We start from the raw sequence: 18453 nt of genomic DNA, 5'->3' as shown, positions 1-18453 counted from the left end.
ATGTTTCGGGCATGAAGAAATGGGCACCCACCAAACGATCAATATTGATACTCTCCAATAAAAACCTGAATCGCAGGGCCCACAGCTGGACGCGAGGGCAGGAGTTCTCTATTGATCGACGGGGGAGTCAATCGTCATGGCGAAATCAAAGCAAAACAAGAGCTGTTTTAAACGGGTATCCATCGGCGTACTGGCCGCTTTGCTGTCGGTCGGCGTCGCTAAAAGTTTCGCAGAGGATAAGGAAGTCAAAGGAATGCAGAGTATTCAGTTTCGAAAGGTCATTGACCTCAGCCATGTCATTAGCACGACGATTCCACTGTGGCCTAACGACCCTCCAGTGACATTCGACGTGGTGGCTTCACAGGAAAAAGACGGTTATTACCTGCGGCGTTTCAGCATCGGCGAGCACAGCGCTACCCATATGAACGCGCCCAATAGTTTTCACCCCAATGCCATCGGGATTGATGCCTATAAACCAGAGTCCCTGGTGCGCCCGGCCGTTGTGATTGATATACGAACCCAGGCTCGGGATAACCCGGATTATGTGATTGGCGTCCAGGACATCGAAAAATGGGAACAGGCTAATGGGCGCATCGCCCAAGGCTCTGTTGTGCTGTTTTATACGGGATGGCAAGCCTTGTGGAACGATCCCAAGCGCTTTATCAATGAAGACGCGAAAGGCCCACACTTTCCCGGTGTGGGCGCTGCTACGACCCAGTTTCTGCTTGAAGAACGCCAAATCGCTGGTGTCGGTATCGATACACATGGCGCTGATCCAGGTCAGGATACGGTTTATGCCACCAACAGCCAGATTCTGGCCAAAGATGGCATTGTCCTGGAGTGCCTGACTAATCTCGATCAGCTACCTGCGAAAGGCACGACACTGGTCATTGGCGTGCTTCGACTCAAAGAGGGGTCGGGTTCTCCTGTTTCCGTAATGGCGTTTGTACCCTGAGCCCATTTCAACTTGAAATTGCATCCACTACCGGAGTACTGGCCTGGAGCTGTCGCCGGTAGTTGGCTGCACGCTGAAGTACTTGGGTCAAGGCCTGGAAGTTTGCCGGTTTGGTCAAAATGTCATTGGCACCGGCGGCCCTGAAACGTTCTATCTCGCTCGAAAAAGCGCTCGCGGTGAACGCAACGATGTAGCACGTATCGCCCAGTGGTAGTTCGCGGATGTTACGGATGGCCGCCAGCCCATCCATAACAGGCATATTGATATCCATGAAAATGATATCTGGAATCGACGTCATGCACTCGTTGATCGCCTCCAGACCATCTGACGCAAGGGCGGGTGTATAACCCAACGCCTGTAACATCGCCAAGGCAACTTTCTGACTAATGGGATGGTTCTCCACCAACAGGATATCGAGCGGGTAATCCCCGGCAAAAGATGAGTCGAAACCAACCGCTGCATGATCGTCCCCGAGGGGGATTTCCGAGACGGAAAAAGGCTCCATGGGGAGTGAGAAGGAAAACGTCGATCCGATACCAGGCTGACTGGTAAAGGATAAAGTCCCCTGTTGCGCCTCGACCAGATTCTTGCAAATTGAAAGACCTAGCCCACTTCCGGTAAAGCGTTGACTGGCTGGCCCTTTGAACTGAACAAAGGGCTTGAACAGGCTGTCTTGCCGCGCCAAAGGGATACCTATGCCGGTATCGCGTATGGAGAACTCGAGTCGGGCTCGAGGGCTGTCACCGCTCGTTTTGACCACGAGCGATACTGTTCCGGTTTCGGTGAACTTGACCGCATTACCCAACAAGTTGATCAGTATCTGGCGAAGGCAATCGGTATCGGTTTTGACCCAGTGCGGTACATCCGGTGATACCTGAGCCTCAATGATGATTGGTTTGCCCTGAGTGTTTTGCCGGATCATTTCAATACTGGATGAAACCAATGCTCTCACTTCGAATACACGAGGCCTCAATTCAAGTTTGCCCGCTTCGATCTTTGCCAGGTCGAGAATGTTGTCGATAAGCGACAGCAGGGTTCGTCCGCTGGTATGAATCGTATTGACCAGAGCGCTTTGCTCGGGATTCAGGGTGGAGCCGGCCAGTAACTCGGTCGCACCGATGACACCGTACATGGGGGTGCGGATTTCATGACTCATGGTGGCTAAAAAACGGGTCTTGGAACGATCCGCGTCTTCGGCGGCATCTTTTGCCTGACTCAATACCTGTTCGTTTATTTGCAGTTGCTGAAGATGAGCACGCATGCGCAATAAGTCGATCACGAACAAAAGACTGAAGGCGAGAAATACCAGAATGGCAAGGATGATATGGTGCAGAGAGTCCTGATTAAGTTGTTGGTTGTAGTTCGCCAACGTCATCTCCGCACCTGCCACATAAACCGTCCCGTCCTGGGATTTCATTGGGACGAAGACGGCGCGAAAGTCTCCCCAGTGATCCGAGTAATCGATCCAGGTGGGCTCGGTACGCTCAAAACTGTCGAGCAGGGCCTGACTGGCATCTGGATAAGGATCGAAAAAGCGTACGTAATTCTGCTCTTGAATCTCTTTTTTCGAGGCGCTGGAGCTGATCAGATAGGCTTCCCCATCGCGTTTGACCACGCTGTAGACAAAGGCGGTGCCCATGGACTCGTTGAATCTGGAAAGCCGCTGAATGGTATCCCAGTCTTGCGCTTCCGTTTTCGACTGTTTGTCGATCAGATTGTCATGGTAGCGGTCGCCGAGGATGGCTGACGCGCCCAGCGCGGCATGCAGCAGCTTGTTATTAATGTTGTCAGTGAGAATTCCCTGAGTCTCGACGTAGAGGTAGTAGATATAGCCACTGACACCTACGATGTAGACCAAAAGTAAAGCCCATGTTTTCCGTCTGAGTTTGAACATTCATCACAGCCTCCATACTGTCAGCCCAAGCATAGATTGAAGACTGGTTGAAAACCATTGTTTATCAGTGAGGAAGTTACTTGACCGAGTAGCCAGTTTTTCTGGGTTTTTGGGAAGGTCGCGATTTTGCGGAAGAGCCCACCATAGTGGAAGTTGGAAGAATTTTGCTCCTATATCAAGAAATTTGCGGGCGAAATTTTAGCAGCCTCTTGCCAAATGCTCTGTGTATAAAATTGAGGGATGATATTAAACGTCGGATATAAAAATGGGCGACCCTGGAGTCGCCCATTTTTATTGGCTGAATTAAGGCTGGGCCCGTAACCGTCGCCCGACCACATCCAGCACGTCGCCCGGAGACAGCTCTCTTCCAACAGTTGAGTGACACAACGAATGCGATATGCGGCCGTGTCCTGCAGCACATCGACAGGCGCTGCGGTGTCGATCGGGAGGGAAGGGATCGTGCAGTCGATGCCGGTAATCGACATGTATCGAGTCATGGTTGAACCTCCCGAGCGTCGGACGCCCCACCGGGTGGGTCGAGGTTGTCCAGCACCCGGTTTACCAACAACTTACCCGGTACAGCCAATTGCTGAATCGATAGCGCCAGGCTGCGGTGCGAGCCTTCGAGTTCACAGGCAAGGTCGGTGTTCAGGACGTTGAGCGAAGCGAGGGTTTCGCAGGCATGGCTTAGCAGGGTTTCGGTGCGGATGTTGGGGAGAAGGGTGAAAGCGTGGCTGATGGGGTCGGGATTTTTGGGGGTGCGGAGGCGGGCGCTGACGGCGCGTTGGGTTGCTTGGCTGAGTTCAATGGGATCGAGAGACTCGGGTGGAAACTTTTTCATCGTGAAGCTCCTAAATCAACGGAGCCGCAAAGCGGCATTTACATGCCTTGATCGTGTTCGGTCTGTCAAAACCGGTCGCTGAGGTTGCAACGACGGACGAAGGTTATCGGTAAGGGTGGGTGCGCGCAAGTTCGTAAAATCGCTGTGGTTTGCAGGAAATGTCCGACGCTCTTGTCAGGCTTATTCGTGTATACCGCAGAGGTATATTTTTTGATTTTTTCATGACTGTTAAGCAATTTTTGGGTCGGAGCAATGTAGTGCTTTGGTGCAATGTCCTTATCGGCAGTCACGTGTAGCTTCGGACGTTGTGCATCTGTGCTACTGGGTAGCAGAATGGGATGGATATATCTTTATGAGCGCTTAGAAAATAAAACTTTTTAATTTCCTGCTTCATCCTCCTCCCATTCTTGGTGGGTTTTAATTGCTTTGTTTAGCCATTCGTTAAAGTCATTGTAACTTCCGTGATATTCCCAGCCCTCTGACGCATATGCGTGGATGATCAACACTTTCGGATTGCCAGACTTATCATTTCCATCGAAGCAGGCTACGTCATCATTGGCGTTAAATTTTGCAAATGGTATTAGCTCTCTTTTTGGGTAGAGTTTTTTTAGGGTGTGATACCAGCTATTTACATCACCTTTCTCAAATGTAATGAACCACCAAGGTTCAATGTCAATAGGAGGGGACAGGCTTATAGTGTTTATAAATTTTTTTGGATATGAAAAATCCTGAGTGTTTTTTATGTCTATAAAAAAATCCATTCTTGTTCACTCAGTTTTTGCGGCTCATGGGATCATATGACGCTTTTTAAAGCGCTGGGGAGCTCTTAGCTCGATGGTTTACATCAAAAAGGGATGAATTTATCTTCATGAGCGCTTAGGAAATAAATTTGTCCCCTTTTGTAGTTTACTTTTTAAGATATTTTTCCTTAAGCTTTCTTGCTTTTTGAAGTACTTCTTCTCGGTTCTCTAGAACGTTTTTTTCGCACCAGTCTGAGATGTAGTTGATACCTTCCTCAGTTGGGAGTGTGACAAAATCGTCCATAAACTCAAAAGTAATGCCTTTGGTATTTTTCAAATTGTCTGGTAGCCCATCCTGATCCACGTCACAGTCAATGTAGACGGCAGACATTTCCATTCCGATACTTGTAGGGATCAGCAAGTCATCCAAAAGTGCAGGGAGAAAACTTGTGATTTCATATGTTTTTCGATCCCGGAAATCTGTTAGGCAATAATTTATTGTCTTCAGTTGTTTTTCAGTGACTGTTGTCATTTTAATAGGCTCTACATTGGGTGGAAGTTGGTTACCGTTGTTAGTGTGTCGTCTAAGTATATGACGAACGGTATTCCATCATGTGTGGCTTCGTAGATTCGCTGATTGTTTGCTCTTGCTGTGTTATACCCGCTGGCAGCAGCTTCCTTGCCTGCGTTATACATTCTCTCGGTAGATATGACGCTACTATCGTATACCGTCTTAGGTGAGCGGAACTCCTTCGTTCCGGTAATGTTCCCTGCATTGTCGAGCGTATTGCGTCCATACTTTATCTGAGATATTCCTGGGGTGGTCGGACTCTGAGTTTCAGAAATTACATGCAGGTTCTTGTCTGATACTGCTTGCAAAAACTCATCTCTGCTATGTGCTCCTTTGATACCCTTCGTTTTGTCATATCCATCAGCTTTTTCGAGGTGATGCTTTGCATTGTTGCTGATGGGTACTCCCTTATGGTCAGTGGTCCCAGGGGGGCAGTTATTCAGTCCCAAAGGATCCACCCACCCCGTAGGGTTAGGCGCGTACTGGTAGTTGTTCAACCCACCCGCAAGCTTGATCGGATCCGGCGTCAAAAACCGCCCAGCCCCCGGATTGTAGTAGCGATGCCGGTTGTAGTGTAAGCCCGTTTCCGCATCGAAATACTGACTCTGGAAGCGCAACGGGTTGTCGATTTCTGCAACGTCGGAGCAAAAAGGGGACAAATTTATTTTATGGCATGAAAAATAAATCTGTCCCCTTTTCTCTCGACTCTCCGGGGATTATGATTCTTTTATTTGCGTCTAGCATTTTCTTCTGAAAGGCCAAAATGAGGTGTTTTTTTTTGAGCGCTCGGGCGATCATTTTTCTAGTTTGTTTAAAGCATTGGAAATTGCCTTGTTTAATTCTGTCCAGCTTTTTGCTTTTTCGCTGAAAGCTGGGTGCTCCCAGTCATAGGCTTTAATTAAAGAAACTCTAAATGTGCCGTTCTCACAGAATTCAGGGTACCAACCTATGTCAATAAGTTGATCATGTGGGAAGACGGCTTGGAATAGATCCTCCTTTAAGTCATCAACGATCATCGAAGTGTCAATAAGCTGGTTGAGGTGGGAGATGTCATCAAATGTGATTGTTCCGCCAAGTTCTATAATTTTTTTAGTGTCCATTCAGTTTTTCTTCGCTTTTGTGAGTTTTTTAAATGCTTCTTCGGAAATAGGGTGGCCGTGGATAGTGTTTGCGCTTAGTTCAACCCTCATGAAGCGTGTTTCTTTACCATCGTTGGCGCCAATAGTCTTGCCCATATCAATAACTTTCCAAGGCTTTCCGTTGTTAACATCTTGGCCATTTTTAAATGCATGCCGCTCGAGTGCTTCGATGTCTGTCCCAGGTAAATACCTTGCCGCGCCTCCATTTGCCGTTGATTTAACAACATTTGGCCAGGGGGCCTTGGGGGCTACGTGCTTGTTACCGTGATTCGTCCATTGAACATCAGGTGCTCCTGATGTCCCCTCATTTACCTTGGCCTTACTCGCCGGATCTTCAACCGTTCCAGGCTTGCAACTCGCTCCCCCCGGACATTCGCTATTCAACCCCAACGGATCCACCCACCCCGTAGGGTTAGGCACGTACTGGTAGTTGTTCAACCCGCCCGCAAGCTTGATCGGATCCGGCGTCAAAAACCGTCCAGTCCCCGGATTGTAGTAGCGATGCCGGTTGTAATGTAAGCCTGTCTCCGCGTCGAAGTACTGACCCTGGAAGCGCAGCGGGTTGTCGACTTCTGCAACGTCGAGGGTGGCGAGGTTGCCGTAGGCCCGGTATTTCGCCGACCACATAATCTCGCCGCTGTAGTCGGTGAGTTCCTGTGGCGTGCCGAGATGATCGAGTTGGTAATAGAAAGGTGTAGCGTTCAGCGGGCCTTCGCCATCGAGCATCGCCAATGGGCGGAAGCTGCCGGGTTCATAAATGTAAGTGCGATAGCGATTGTCGGCGCTTTCAGCGATGAGGCGTTCGCCTTGCCACAAGAATTCGGTGGTTTGACCATCGACGGTTTTGGCGATGCGTCGGCCGAAGGCGTCGTACTTGTAGTTTGCGATGCTGCCGCCGGGCAGGCTGACGCCGATCAGGCGATGTTGGCAGTCGTAGCGATACTCGGTGACGAGTTTCTGCCCGGCGCCACGACGTTCGCGGATCAGGTTGCCGTGGGCGTCGTAGTCATAATGGCGGTCGCCTTGCATCAGCAGGCGGTTGCCTTTGACGTTGGCGAGGTTCGCGGTCGGTTGGTCGCCTTGGCCCAGGAGGTTGCCCGCCGGGTCGTGGGCGAAGCTTTCCGGTGTGGTGCCACGGACGTTGATCAGGCGATCGAGCGGATCGTAATGGTAGCTGCGGTTGCCTTTGCGGCTGTCATCGATACCCGCGAGGTTGCCGTTGGCATCGTAGGCGTAGCGGCGACGGAACAGGTTGCGGTCTTGCTGACTGACGGTGTGGGCTTGCAGTCGGCCTTGTTCGTCGTACTGGTATTGGCTGAGCAGCAGGCCTTGTTGGCGCTGTTGTTCGCGACCGGCGCTGAACTGGTGGGTGGTGAGGCGCGAGCCGTTGAGGTCGATGCTGCTCAGGCGTCCGCCGGGTTGGTAGCGGTAGTCGAGTTTACTGCCGTCGGGAAGGCGGCAATGACTCAACTGGCCCAGGTTGTCGTACTCGTAACGTAAAGTGCCCCAGCCTTGGTGTTCGGTGATCAGGCGATCCTGCAGGTCGTATTCGTAGGCGAGGGGCCAGTGGCCGTCGTCGACGTTGACGAGGCGGCCTAGGGCGTCATAGCTGTAGTGAATTTCCTCGCCATCGGCCAGGGTTTTCACCAGCAAGCGGCCGGCGGCATCGCGCTGGTATTCGGTGACCAACTCACTGCCGTCTTCGCCGAATTCGGTTTTCTTCAGCAGTTGGCTGTTGAGGTCGTATTCGTAGGCAGTCCGGCGACCGTCGAACCCTATTTCCTGCTGGATCAGGCCGTTGGGGTAGTAATCGAGGTGGTAGTGCTCGCCACGTTCGTTTTCGATGTCGCTGAGCAGCAGACGCGAGTTGTCGTAGCGGTAGCGAAGTTGGCTGCCATCAGGGTTGATACGACGGCTAACCAGATGCAGACCATCGGCGTATTCGTATCGGGTGATGCGGCCCAGTTCATCGCGCTCTGCTGTGACGCGGCCATAAGGGTTGTAGGTGAACGCACGGGTTGCGCCGCCGGGCAGGGTAATTTGTGCGAGGCGGTTGGCGGCGTCCCACTGGTACTGGGTGATGGCGCCGTTTTCTTCCTGACGGGTGATCTGGCGGCCTAAGGCGTCGTAGCGGTACTTGCGCTGACCGCCGTCGGGCAGTTGCTCTTCAAGCAATTGGCCGAGGTTGTTCCAGCCCAGCTTGTGGCGACTGCCGTCCGGATGGCGGATCTCCAGCAGGCGACCCTGGCGGTCATAGCTGTAATGTGTGGAGTTGCCATCCGGGTCGATCTGCTGAGTGATATCGCCCTGATCGTTGCGTTGATACTTCCAGGTCGCCTTGCCGCGACTTACTTTGCTTACGAATCCATTGCTGTATTCGTAGCCGGTAGGTTGGTCTTCCGGTGGAACAACCGCCACCATGTGACCGGTTTCGTTGTAGTGATACTCCGTGATTGCGCCAAGCGGATCCTGTTCTGCAATCAAGCGACCCTTGTCATCGTAGGCCTTGAGGTGCTCAGCACCATCCGGGTCAATTTTGGCGATCAGTCGAGCCTGATCGTCGTGGGTGTAGATCTCTTCGCTGCCGTCCGCATTGGTGACAGTAACGCTACCCTTGTCATCCCAGGCGTAGTGCGCGTCCATCTGCGAGAAGCTTGCCCAGTGATGGATGCAGCGTGCCGATTTGCCTTCTTTTTCCCATTCCCAGTAGAAACTGGCGCCACCGGCCAGTTGGCGCTCAAGAATGACGTTCTGCTCGTCGTAGGTGTAGCGCTCGGCTTCGCCCGCCGGGTTTTTGGCTTCGATCAGGCGGTGTTGAGTGTCATAGCTATAGGTGACCAGGGTCTGGACGGTGCCCCAGGCATCTTCCAGATTGTCTGCCGGACTGAACTGCTGGTAATCGACGGCGACGATGTGTTTGCGGTCATAACGCAGGAGCAGGGCGCGACCGGCGCCATTGTCGACACGTTTGATCCGGCCGTGAATGTCGCGGGTGATGTGCAGGTGGTTGTTGTAGGTGTCGCTAATGGCGATCAGCGTCGCGCCTTTGCTGTTGTAGCGAAAATGATAGAACTGGGAACGGTCGCCAGCTTGAGTGAGGATCAGCTCGGAAGGATTCTCACCGAGGAAAATCGCCGCTTCGGACAAACTGTTGGTAATCGCCGGTCGTTGAATACTCGGCAATGGGAAGGTCGTAATGCGGTTTTCGTGGTCAGTCCAGACTACCTCGTCGCCGTTGATGTCCACCCTTTGCGCCAGTGCGTGACTCCATCCGTAGCCGAGGCCGCAATCGACTTCCGCGGCGCTGGTGCGATAGAGGCGGGTCCAACTGAATGGCAGTAGCCCTCCGAGTTCACCATCGGTCAGGGTCAACAGTTCTTCACCCGTCACCATCGAAACCGGACAGCCATTGGTGCAGGTGCTTTTGGCGCAGTTAGCACTTTTTTCGTCGGGAGTCTTGGACTGAGCGGGTGCATCGTGGTGGACTTTCGGCGTTTCTACGGTAGTCACTCGCTTCCCGTCAAAACGAACCTGTGCAATCCCTTTCTTCACCTGAGCCGTCACACCACGAGCCGCTACCGCGGTGTACTTCGCGACGTATTCCATGAAGCCTTTGATGATCTTGAACACCGACTCCACAAAGCCGGTCACGGCCTTGATGACGATTTCGCCGTACTTTTTCAAGCGCGCGGCGAGGTAGATGACACCGGTACCCTCGGCAGCAACGGTCAGCACGATCGAAATCACGATGTCGATCGCGATGCCGACTACCGCTGCCGTGGTCATTTTTGCGGCGTCACCGGCCATCTTCATCGGTGGCAAACCGGCCAGCCAGATCACGGCACTGCGTACCATCAGGAACAGAGCGGCCTCGTCGCTGGCCAGCAACATGGCCTTCTTCATGACGTCTGGCGTTTCTTTTGCCAGTGCTATCAGTTTTTGGGTTCCGGCACCGAGGTCTTTGGCAAACTTGCTCGGGTCTTGCAGGATATCGAGCACCAGGCTGATACCGTCCCAAACCCCTTTGATCGCTTCCCAACCGCCTTCAAGGATGCCGTTGCCAATTGCCGAGGCCGTTCCCAAGGCGGATATGTTCGACCATTGCGGTTTGAAACCGGCCCATTCCTTGCGCAGGAAACCTTCCAGTTGACCGGTCAGGCCTTCATAGGATTTGAACAAGGTATCGATCTGAGCCGGCGTCACTTCGTGGTGAACACGGATCTTGTAGAACTTGCCGGGAACACCCTCCGTCCAGCTGGCTTTGCCCTGGGCGTCGAGTTTGACTTTGCTGACTGCGCCGCCTTCCACCGCAACGATTTCAACTTCGATGTCACCCAATGGGATGTCATACACCGATTCGAATTTGCTCTCGATCAGCAGTGGCCCCTTGAGCGGGCACTGGGCAACGTTCGAGGCGAAGTCGCCATCGGTCATGCTCACCGATTTGCTGGTGTTACCGACCTTTATCACGCGCTCCATGCCCAGCAGGGAGGGCAGGTCTGCGGCTCGACTGCCTTTGTCGGCGGCTTTCGCGTACCAGGTTTTGGTCTGTTCTTGATACAGCTTCAAGCTGTCCTTGAACGTGCTCAGTTGGTTGTCAACGTAGGCAACGCGATCCATCAGCCTTGCTCCAGAATCAGGTGGTTTAACAGTGCTTCATTCAGGTTTTTCGGAGCATCGGGCCGGCGCACGAAACGTGCGATTTTCAGCTTCAGATTGCTCTCGGGGTAAGCGGCGTAGATGTCTGGACGTTCCTCTTCCAGCCATTGCATCAGGTTGCCGATCAGGGTCGACGGGTTTTGCTTCGCCAGGCTGTCGAGCAGTTTCTGCGGCACCTCCCACCACGGCCAGTCTTTCGCCGGCGGCACCACCCTCGGCCCCACCTCCAGGCTCTTCCCATTAATCAGATACCGATCAAACACCGGCAGCACCTCACCGGCGGCATCGCCGAGGCCTTCCAGAATCGGGTAGATATGCCGCCCATCCCAGAACCGGAAAAACACTTCGGTCCCATTCGGCATGCGCACTTGAGTCAGGCTGCGCAGATGTTCGAACACCACATCCGGCGCACTGGTGGATACCGCCAGCCAGCCCCAGTCTTGAGCATCGGTTTCGGCAATCCACGGCAGAAAACTTGAGTTGGGTTTCAGCTCGATGAGGTAGGGCATCACCGGCTGCCAAGCCGCGTAAGGTGTGCCGCCCCAAATCGGGGTCGCCTGGGTTGTGGGTTCGTTTTGGTAAAGCGACTTGAGCGCTTCGGCATCACTGGCGGCGCTGATGATCAGGTAGAGGCGTTCACCCGGCAGTAGCGGGGTTTCGGATAACCAGACCTGTGGATTGGTGTTTTCAGATGTCACAACAGCCGTCCTTGATGAGTGAATCTAAAAACTCATATCAGCTTCAATATTTTCTTCGTAAGTCGAGAGCGATTTCATAATGCTTTCGTTTCCGGAGTATTTTTCTTTCAGCTGCTTCAGTTTTTGATCTGTGCCCTTGCAGTATTTATTGATGTCGCTGATGAGACGATTGAGGTTGTCCGGATCTGCGGGGTCCGGCTCAGGAATATCTCCGCGCAGAGAATCACAGTTGTCTCTACTTTTTATGTAGTCGGAGACGTCGGCGGGCACTGTGCCATTGCTTTCGGCTGCACAAGAAAGCAGCGGGAGGGCCAGCGCGATAAGCAAGAAATAACGTGTGATTGTGTACATTTTAATGCCCATCATTTGACCAGTGAGGTTTGTCACTATTGCCCCCAACAAATTTGATCACGCCATAAGTGGCCCCTACGGTATGAAGCTCACTGTTCATCCCGGTTTTGGGATCTGAGCTTATAGCGACCGCTGTCCCTGAGGCATTATTTATCGTTAAGGTCCCGGTCCAGCTGATATTCATGTCGATCGCGAGTTTTTGGGTGTGCCGTGAGTTAAGCGCCGGGGCGACGTTCAGTCCGCTGATTCCGTAGCCATTCACCATGGCCCTGGCTGCTTGTACAGAGGCCTGTTGATCAAACGCGCCAGACTCGGAAGTATGGGCCCATTGGATTTTTATAACGTCACCTGGATAGCTGGGAACCTGTTGCGGGTCGAACCCTGTCTTAACTATTTTCCACGACCAGTGCATTAAGTAAGCTCTTTCCGGTGGTCGGTATGTCGCGGAAATATGCACAGTCGCGCCGGCAGCCTTTACTACATCAAGGAACTTTGTCACTGCCTCGCGAAAGGGCGAGTTAAGTGAGGTGAGATTCGCGCTGCCTGGGAATCTTGCTACCCATTGAGCACCACTGGGTTCATCCGCTGAAACACTAACAGCCACAGGCGTCTGATCCGCAGTCGGAGTGAGTGTCGCTTGTACTGTCGCCATAATAGGGGGCCTCGAGAGTGGCTTTTTCTGGTTTGTTGGATGCAACCTTTTGGGTCATTCCTTTGCTGTCAGTAACGCCCTTAACAATACGTCCAGATTCAAGCTTTATTTGGTAGGGAATATTCGGCTTCGGTTTACCAGTGGTTTCATCATTTACGATGAAAACCAAATCATGGGTGGTCTTTTCTATGTCGCATACACCCGCCTTACACCTCTCGCACTCTTCACAGAACGGCGCATTGCGCTTCAGCGTATTAATCTGCGCCGGCGTCAGTACCGCGCCAGCCTTGTCCGCATCAGCCTGTTTCAGTGCGCCGGGCATCAGCGGTGCCGCCCCGGTTCCGCTGCCGGGGCTGCCGCCGGAGTTCATGTTGATCACCGGGCCGCTCAGCGTCACGCCGCTGGCGTCGATCTTGATGAAGCTGCCGCCGCCCTTGAGGGTGAGTTCGCTGCCGGCTTCGAGCACGACTTTCATGCCGCTGCTCAGGTGGATTTCCTGGCCGGCTTCGATGAATTGGCCGGTGCCGACCTTGATGTGCTGGTTGACGCCCACGGTGAGGTGGTCGTTGGCGCGGGCTTCGACTTTGCGATCGGCATAGACGGTGTGGTGTTCTTCGGCCTTGAATTCGCTGTAGCTGTTTTGCTCAACGGTGTCGTGGCGTTCGTTGCCGACGCGGATTTTCTGGTCGTGCTCGACGTTTTCGTCCCAGTCGCGCTGGGCGTGCAGGAAGATCTGCTCCTGGCCCTTTTTGTCTTCGATACGCAGCTCGTTAAATCCGCCGCCGCCCGGAGAGCTCAGGGTTTTGAAGGTGCTGCGGGTCTTGTTCGCCGGCAGGGCGTACGGGACGACGTTTTCCTTGTGGAACAGGCAGCCGCTGATCAGCGGTTGGTCGGGGTCGCCTTCGAGGAAGCTGACCAGCACTTCCATGCCAATGCGTGGAATGGCGATGCCGCCGTAATGGGCGCCGGCCCAGGCGGAGGAGACGCGCAGCCAGCAGCTGGTCTTGTCGTCGGCCTGGCCTTCGCGGTCCCAGTGGAATTGCACTTTGACGCGGCCGTATTGGTCGCAGTGGATCTCTTCACCTTTTGGCCCGGTGACCACGGCGCTCTGGCTGCCGAGGATCCGTGGCTTGGGGTGGTTCAGCGGCGGACGGTTCGGCACGTCCCAAGGGGTGGCCTGGAAGCGGTTGCGGTAGCCCTGGTGGAAATCGTCCTTGAGGTTGGTGGTGCTGCTGGTCACCGACTCTTCCAGCACTTGCGGCTGTTTGCCTTCGTGGAGGATTTCAGTCAGCAGCCACAGGTCGTTCCACTTGGCCTTGGGGTGTTGGGTCAGGGCCAGGAAGTGGCCGCTGACCAGCAACGGCTGATCGCTTCGGCCTTCGGCCAACTGGAAGTCGCTGCGGTGACGCTCGAGGGCGCGTTTGGCCAGGTGCTTGCCGCGTTCGCGGTCGATGAAGCGACCGGGGTAGTCGTAGTCTTCGAGGTCGGGCAGGGCGTCGCCACGGTTCTCGCTTTCCAGTTTCAGGCGCGGTTTTTCGAAGTCGTAATCGCGGCGGGTGGTGCGGCTGGTGCGGGTTTCCAGGCGCAGGTCGAAGCGCTTGATCACCGGGTCGTTGGCGACCATGCCGGAGTCTTGCTGATAGGCCACGGGCGCGAGTTTCGGGAACACCGTCTGGTCATCGCCGAACACCAGCTTGTGGGCCGTGGCGCTGTGCTGGAAGTGGTAATGGATACCTTCTTCCTCGCACAGGCGCTGAATGAATTGCAGGTCCGATTCATCGTATTGAACGCAGTAAATGCGCTCGGGATAAATCGCCCCGACTTTGAATTCGTAGGCATTGCCTTGGATGCCGTGCTCTTCGAGGACCATGCCGATGATTTTCGGCACGGTGAGGTTCTGGAAGATGCGTTGGTTGATGCGGTGCGCCAGGTAGGACAGCTGCGGGCGCAGGGTCACAGCGTAGCGGGTCAGGCGTTTGCCCGAATCGCCCTGGGCGGCGCGGTAGATCTGGCCATGAATGCCGCTGCCGTCAGGCGAGAGCTGCAAGAAGGCCGGTTTGTGCAATAGCGTTTCGAGGTCCAGGGATGGCTGCTCACTGACCAGCTCCACCTCAAACACAAAAGGTTGGCTGATGGCTTCCCGACCTTGCAGGGCAAGGACCTGGAGATCGTTTTCCAGACCTTCGACAGTCAGGGCAAAGTGAGTCTGATTGGCCGGCGCGAACATCCCTTGTTCCTCGTGCAGTGCTGCGGCGCGCGTTGACACCCGAGAGCCGGATCAACGGACGCGAAAATTCCTGGAAGGCGCAAATGACATCGACCAGCAGAGCTGGCCGATGTTTGGAACCGTCAGCCGCGATTAAGCGACTGGAACACGCCAGTCATCGGAACCCGAAGTACCGGATACTTCGTGGGTCCAGGTGATTTTGCGGTAGGTGAACTGCACTTCTTCCAGGTGCGTGAAGTGCGAGTTCGACGGATCCTGGCAGTTGTGCATTTTGTTGTTGATGGCAACGATGATCGCGTCTTCCAGTTTGGTGGTGTAGTAGTGCTCTTGGGTACCTTGAGCCGAAGTGCGGTACCACTGGATAACGATTTCGCTCATGCGCTCGCCGGAAGTCAGGGCGGCTTGCAGCAGTGGCGAAGACTTGTCGTAGACCTTGGTGATCACGACTGGCTTGTGTACACGCTGACCGGTCGGTTGGCCGGACTGTGGGTCACGCGGGATGATCACGTCGTGGCTGAAAGCCTGAACCATGACCTGGTCTTCGTGGCCTTCCTGGTAGGTGTTGCCAACGGAGTCGGCGGTGAATGCGCCGGCAGTGATCAGGCCTTGTTTTTCGCCGGTAACGGACATGTACGCTGGTGTAGCCATGGATGTGCTCCTTGCTAAAAGTTAGGGTGCCCGGGAGGCGGTATCGCCCGGTGGGTGCCTGACTGTTATCAAGGAGCGTGCCATAAATGTTTTTTGTCATATAAATCAGGTAGTTGAGGATATTTTTTAAACGTGGAGAGGTTGTTCGGCAGCGATCACCTGAAAAAGTGCGCAACTTCTTGCGCAGTGGTGCGCAAGAAGTTGCGCACTCGGCTGGAGGGCTTGATCCACCTGGCGTTCAGCGATGTTGAGGTGTATTTGGGACGAATAACTGCGCAAGAAGTTGCGCATCAAGGCTATGAGCGATCATCCCGATAGACCCAGCCGTCTGTCCGGGCAATTCCAGTGGCGATGGAATTTTTTTCCGGACCTGTCGCTCTGCTGATGTAGAGACGTGCCGATTCAACGTCCGCCAGCGAGCCCCCGGTAAGCCATGAGCAAGACCCTGGACGATTACAACCGCATGCGTGACTTTGTGGCGACTCCGGAACCGGCCGCCGCCAAGCGTTCGGGCAAAAAAGCGGTGAAGGATCATGCGCTGCAATTCTGCATTCAGAAACATGACGCCTCGCACCTGCACTATGACTTTCGCCTGGAGCTCGATGGCGCGCTGAAAAGTTGGGCCGTGCCGAAAGGCCCGTCGCTGGACCCCAAGGTCAAGCGCCTGGCAATTCACGTCGAAGACCATCCGCTCGATTACGCCACGTTCGAAGGCACCATTCCCGAAGGGCATTACGGCGCCGGCGAGGTGATCGTTTGGGACCGTGGGGTATGGATTCCCCAGGACGACCCGGCCAAGGCTTACGCCAAGGGCCGGCTGAAATTCGAGTTGCAAGGGGAGAAGCTCGGCGGCCTGTGGAACCTCGTGCGCACGCACATGCCGGGCAAGCAGGAGCAATGGTTTCTGATCAAGCATCAGGACGGCGCGGCCAGGCCCGAAAGCGATTACGACGTGGTCGCCGCCGAGCCCGACAGCGTACTCAGCGATCGCACCATTGTCGCGAAATCGAAACCCAGTCCCGTAAAAAAGCCAGCGGCGAGGGCGCGCAGAGAGCGTTCATCACAGCTGAAAGGCGCTCGTAAAGCCAGACTGCCGGAGCTGCTCAAACCCGAATTGGCGACACTGGTGGAGTCCGCGCCGGACGGCGAATGGAGCTATGAAATCAAGTTCGACGGCTACCGGGTCATGGCGCGCATCGACCACGATGAGGTCAAACTCTTCACCCGCAACGGTCACGACTGGACTCACAAATTGCCGGAGCAGGCTGCAGCGCTAGCGGCGTTGGGCTTGGAATCGGCCTGGCTCGACGGCGAAATGGTGGTGGCGGACGAGCAGGGTGTTCCGGATTTTCAGGCGCTGCAAAACGCCTTCGATGCCGGTCGTAGCGCCAGCATCGTTTACTACCTGTTCGATTTGCCTTACCTCAACGGCGTGGACCTGCGCGAAGTTCCTGTCGAAGCGCGCAGGGCGGCGCTGGCGACTGTGCTCAAGCCCAATGAAAACCCTCTGTTGCGGTTCTCCGACACGTTCAACGAGTCCCCGGAGGCGTTACTCGACAGCGTCTGCAAAATGCACATGGAAGGGTTGATTGGCAAACGCCTGGGCTCGCCTTACGTGTCCCGGCGCAGCAGTGACTGGATCAAACTAAAGTGCAAGCATCGGCAGGAATTCATCGTGGTCGGCCTCACCGATCCCAAAGGCTCGCGCAGTGCCTTTGGCGCGTTGCTGCTGGGGCTGCACGACCGTGACAGCGGGGAATTGCGCTATGCGGGCAAGGTCGGCACCGGATTCAGCGAGGCGAGCCTCAAGCGTCTTTACGAACAACTGAAACCGCTGCAGGCGAAAAAACCCTCGGTGGTGAACCCGCCCACCGGTGTTGAAGCCAAGGGTGTGCATTGGCTCAAACCCGTTTTGCTGGCGGAAGTGGCCTTCGCCGAGATGACGAAGGACGGCTCGGTGCGCCAGGCCGTGTTCCATGGGCTGCGCGAGGACAAGCCTGCCGTCGACATCACCGAGGAGCGTCCGACAACCGTGAAAACCTCAACCACTAAAACTAAAACCTCCCAAGCGACACCGTCACAAGTCGGCCTGGAGCAAGGCAAGGTGCGCATCACGCATCCGGATCGGGTGATCGATGCCAGCAGCGGCACCACCAAGATGCAATTGGCGGAGTATTACGCCAGCGTCGCCGAGTGGATTCTGCCGCAACTCAAGGACCGGCCGGTGGCGCTGGTGCGCGCACCGGACGGCATCACCGGCGAACTGTTCTTTCAGAAGAACGCCGAGAATCTGGCCATACCCGGCATTATCACTCTGGACAAGGCACTGACCGGCCAACCGATGATGGTTATCAACAATGCCGAGGCCCTGATTGGCGCAGTACAGATGAGTACCGTGGAGCTGCACACCTGGAACGCCACGTCGGTCGATCTGGACAAACCCGACCGCTTCGTCCTCGACCTCGACCCGGATCCGGCGTTGCCCTGGAAGAGCATGGTCGAAGCGACCCGGCTGATCCTCACAGTGCTGGATGAGCTGGGGCTCAAGGCGTTTCTCAAGACCAGCGGCGGCAAGGGGATTCACCTGGTCGTACCGCTGACCCGCAAACACGGTTGGGACGAGGTCAAGGACTTCAGCCATGCGATTGTCAGTCACATGGCCAAGCTGCTGCCGGAACGATTTTCCGCGGTGTCGGGGCCGAAAAACCGGGTTGGGCGCATCTTCATCGATTACCTGCGCAACGGCCTCGGCGCCACCACGATCTGCGCTTATGCCGTGCGCAGCCGCGAAGGGTTGCCAGTGTCGGTACCGATCTTTCGCGAAGAAGTGGCTGAGCTCAAGGGCGCCAATCAATGGAACCTGCACACCGTGCATGAGCGCCTGGCCGAGGTGGGCGATGAACCCTGGGCCGAGCTGAAGAAAACCCGGCAGACGATTACCGCCGAGATGCGGCGACGGATCGGGATGTAGGAGCCAGGCTTGCCGGCGAAGGCGTCCTTAAGAGCGCCTTCGCCGGCAAGCCTGGCTCCTACGAAAAGCTTGCATTGGGCGGCGAGGGGCACCCGCCGCCTCGACAA

General features: G+C 55.0%; 12 protein-coding genes and 1 pseudogene. 2 read left to right on the top strand and 11 right to left on the bottom strand.

The window, feature by feature from the left end:
• Window positions 1-136 precede the first annotated feature (136 nt).
• A complete protein-coding gene (locus FFH90_RS19390; protein WP_138867880.1) occupies window positions 137-955 on the top strand; it encodes a cyclase family protein in 819 nt (272 codons plus the stop codon).
• 7 nt (window positions 956-962) lie between these two features.
• On the opposite strand, the gene FFH90_RS19385 is transcribed toward FFH90_RS19390, so the two are convergent.
• The 11 genes and pseudogenes from FFH90_RS19385 to FFH90_RS19325 form a co-directional block, all read right to left on the bottom strand.
• Window positions 963-2849 (bottom strand): ATP-binding protein, encoded by a 1887-nt coding sequence (locus FFH90_RS19385; protein ID WP_138867879.1) that lies wholly within the window; start codon window positions 2847-2849, stop codon window positions 963-965.
• Between the two features lie 493 nt (window positions 2850-3342).
• Window positions 3343-3690 carry a DUF6124 family protein gene (locus tag FFH90_RS19375; protein WP_111454035.1) on the bottom strand — a complete coding sequence of 116 codons (348 nt, stop codon included), beginning with the start codon at window positions 3688-3690 and terminating at the stop codon, window positions 3343-3345.
• A 377-nt stretch (window positions 3691-4067) separates the two neighbouring features.
• Window positions 4068-4451 (bottom strand): SMI1/KNR4 family protein, encoded by a 384-nt coding sequence (locus FFH90_RS19370; protein ID WP_111454034.1) that lies wholly within the window; start codon window positions 4449-4451, stop codon window positions 4068-4070.
• A 145-nt stretch (window positions 4452-4596) separates the two neighbouring features.
• Window positions 4597-4962, bottom strand: coding sequence for a hypothetical protein (locus FFH90_RS19365; RefSeq protein WP_111454033.1), 366 nt, complete (start codon window positions 4960-4962; stop codon window positions 4597-4599).
• Window positions 4963-4973: 11 nt separating this feature from the next.
• Window positions 4974-5642 (bottom strand): annotated as a pseudogene (locus FFH90_RS19360) (RHS repeat-associated core domain-containing protein); the annotation flags it as partial.
• 153 nt (window positions 5643-5795) lie between these two features.
• Window positions 5796-6101, bottom strand: a complete 306-nt coding sequence (locus FFH90_RS19355) for a hypothetical protein (RefSeq protein WP_111454032.1) — start codon at window positions 6099-6101, stop codon at window positions 5796-5798.
• A complete protein-coding gene (locus FFH90_RS19350) occupies window positions 6102-10760 on the bottom strand; it encodes an RHS repeat-associated core domain-containing protein (RefSeq protein WP_111454031.1) in 4659 nt (1552 codons plus the stop codon).
• Window positions 10760-11497: a DUF4123 domain-containing protein gene (locus FFH90_RS19345; protein ID WP_111454030.1), complete on the bottom strand. Its 738-nt coding sequence runs from the start codon at window positions 11495-11497 to the stop codon at window positions 10760-10762. The genes FFH90_RS19350 and FFH90_RS19345 overlap by 1 nt, the downstream gene beginning before the upstream one ends.
• 24 nt (window positions 11498-11521) lie before the next feature.
• Entirely contained in the window at window positions 11522-11884 is a 363-nt protein-coding gene (locus FFH90_RS19340) for a hypothetical protein (RefSeq protein WP_230139371.1), read from the bottom strand.
• A gap of 557 nt (window positions 11885-12441) precedes the next feature.
• Window positions 12442-14727: a type VI secretion system tip protein TssI/VgrG gene (gene tssI / locus FFH90_RS19330; RefSeq protein WP_138867878.1), complete on the bottom strand. Its 2286-nt coding sequence runs from the start codon at window positions 14725-14727 to the stop codon at window positions 12442-12444.
• Between the two features lie 132 nt (window positions 14728-14859).
• Window positions 14860-15375, bottom strand: coding sequence for an Hcp family type VI secretion system effector (locus FFH90_RS19325; protein WP_007900657.1), 516 nt, complete (start codon window positions 15373-15375; stop codon window positions 14860-14862).
• 433 nt (window positions 15376-15808) lie between these two features.
• Here FFH90_RS19325 and ligD point away from each other — a divergent pair, with 433 nt between their 5' ends.
• Window positions 15809-18346 (top strand): DNA ligase D, encoded by a 2538-nt coding sequence (gene ligD, locus FFH90_RS19320; protein WP_138867877.1) that lies wholly within the window; start codon window positions 15809-15811, stop codon window positions 18344-18346.
• The last annotated feature ends 107 nt before the right edge of the window (window positions 18347-18453 follow it).

It is taken from the genome of Pseudomonas sp. ATCC 43928 (genome assembly GCF_005938665.2).
Taxonomy (GTDB): domain Bacteria; phylum Pseudomonadota; class Gammaproteobacteria; order Pseudomonadales; family Pseudomonadaceae; genus Aquipseudomonas.
The sequence above is the reverse complement of the archived record's forward strand: the minus strand, read 5'-3'. Positions and strand labels throughout refer to the sequence as shown.

What these genes read in the sequence shown, in the direction of transcription:
- FFH90_RS19390 (WP_138867880.1), top strand. Translation starts at nt 137, where the DNA reads ATGGCGAAATCAAAGCAAAACAAGAGCTGTTTTAAACGGGTATCCATC.
- FFH90_RS19385 (WP_138867879.1), bottom strand. Translation starts at nt 2,849, where the DNA reads ATGTTCAAACTCAGACGGAAAACATGGGCTTTACTTTTGGTCTACATC.
- FFH90_RS19375 (WP_111454035.1), bottom strand. Translation starts at nt 3,690, where the DNA reads ATGAAAAAGTTTCCACCCGAGTCTCTCGATCCCATTGAACTCAGCCAA.
- FFH90_RS19370 (WP_111454034.1), bottom strand. Translation starts at nt 4,451, where the DNA reads ATGGATTTTTTTATAGACATAAAAAACACTCAGGATTTTTCATATCCA.
- FFH90_RS19365 (WP_111454033.1), bottom strand. Translation starts at nt 4,962, where the DNA reads ATGACAACAGTCACTGAAAAACAACTGAAGACAATAAATTATTGCCTA.
- FFH90_RS19355 (WP_111454032.1), bottom strand. Translation starts at nt 6,101, where the DNA reads ATGGACACTAAAAAAATTATAGAACTTGGCGGAACAATCACATTTGAT.
- FFH90_RS19350 (WP_111454031.1), bottom strand. Translation starts at nt 10,760, where the DNA reads ATGGATCGCGTTGCCTACGTTGACAACCAACTGAGCACGTTCAAGGAC.
- tssI (WP_138867878.1), bottom strand. Translation starts at nt 14,727, where the DNA reads ATGTTCGCGCCGGCCAATCAGACTCACTTTGCCCTGACTGTCGAAGGT.
- FFH90_RS19325 (WP_007900657.1), bottom strand. Translation starts at nt 15,375, where the DNA reads ATGGCTACACCAGCGTACATGTCCGTTACCGGCGAAAAACAAGGCCTG.
- ligD (WP_138867877.1), top strand. Translation starts at nt 15,809, where the DNA reads ATGAGCAAGACCCTGGACGATTACAACCGCATGCGTGACTTTGTGGCG.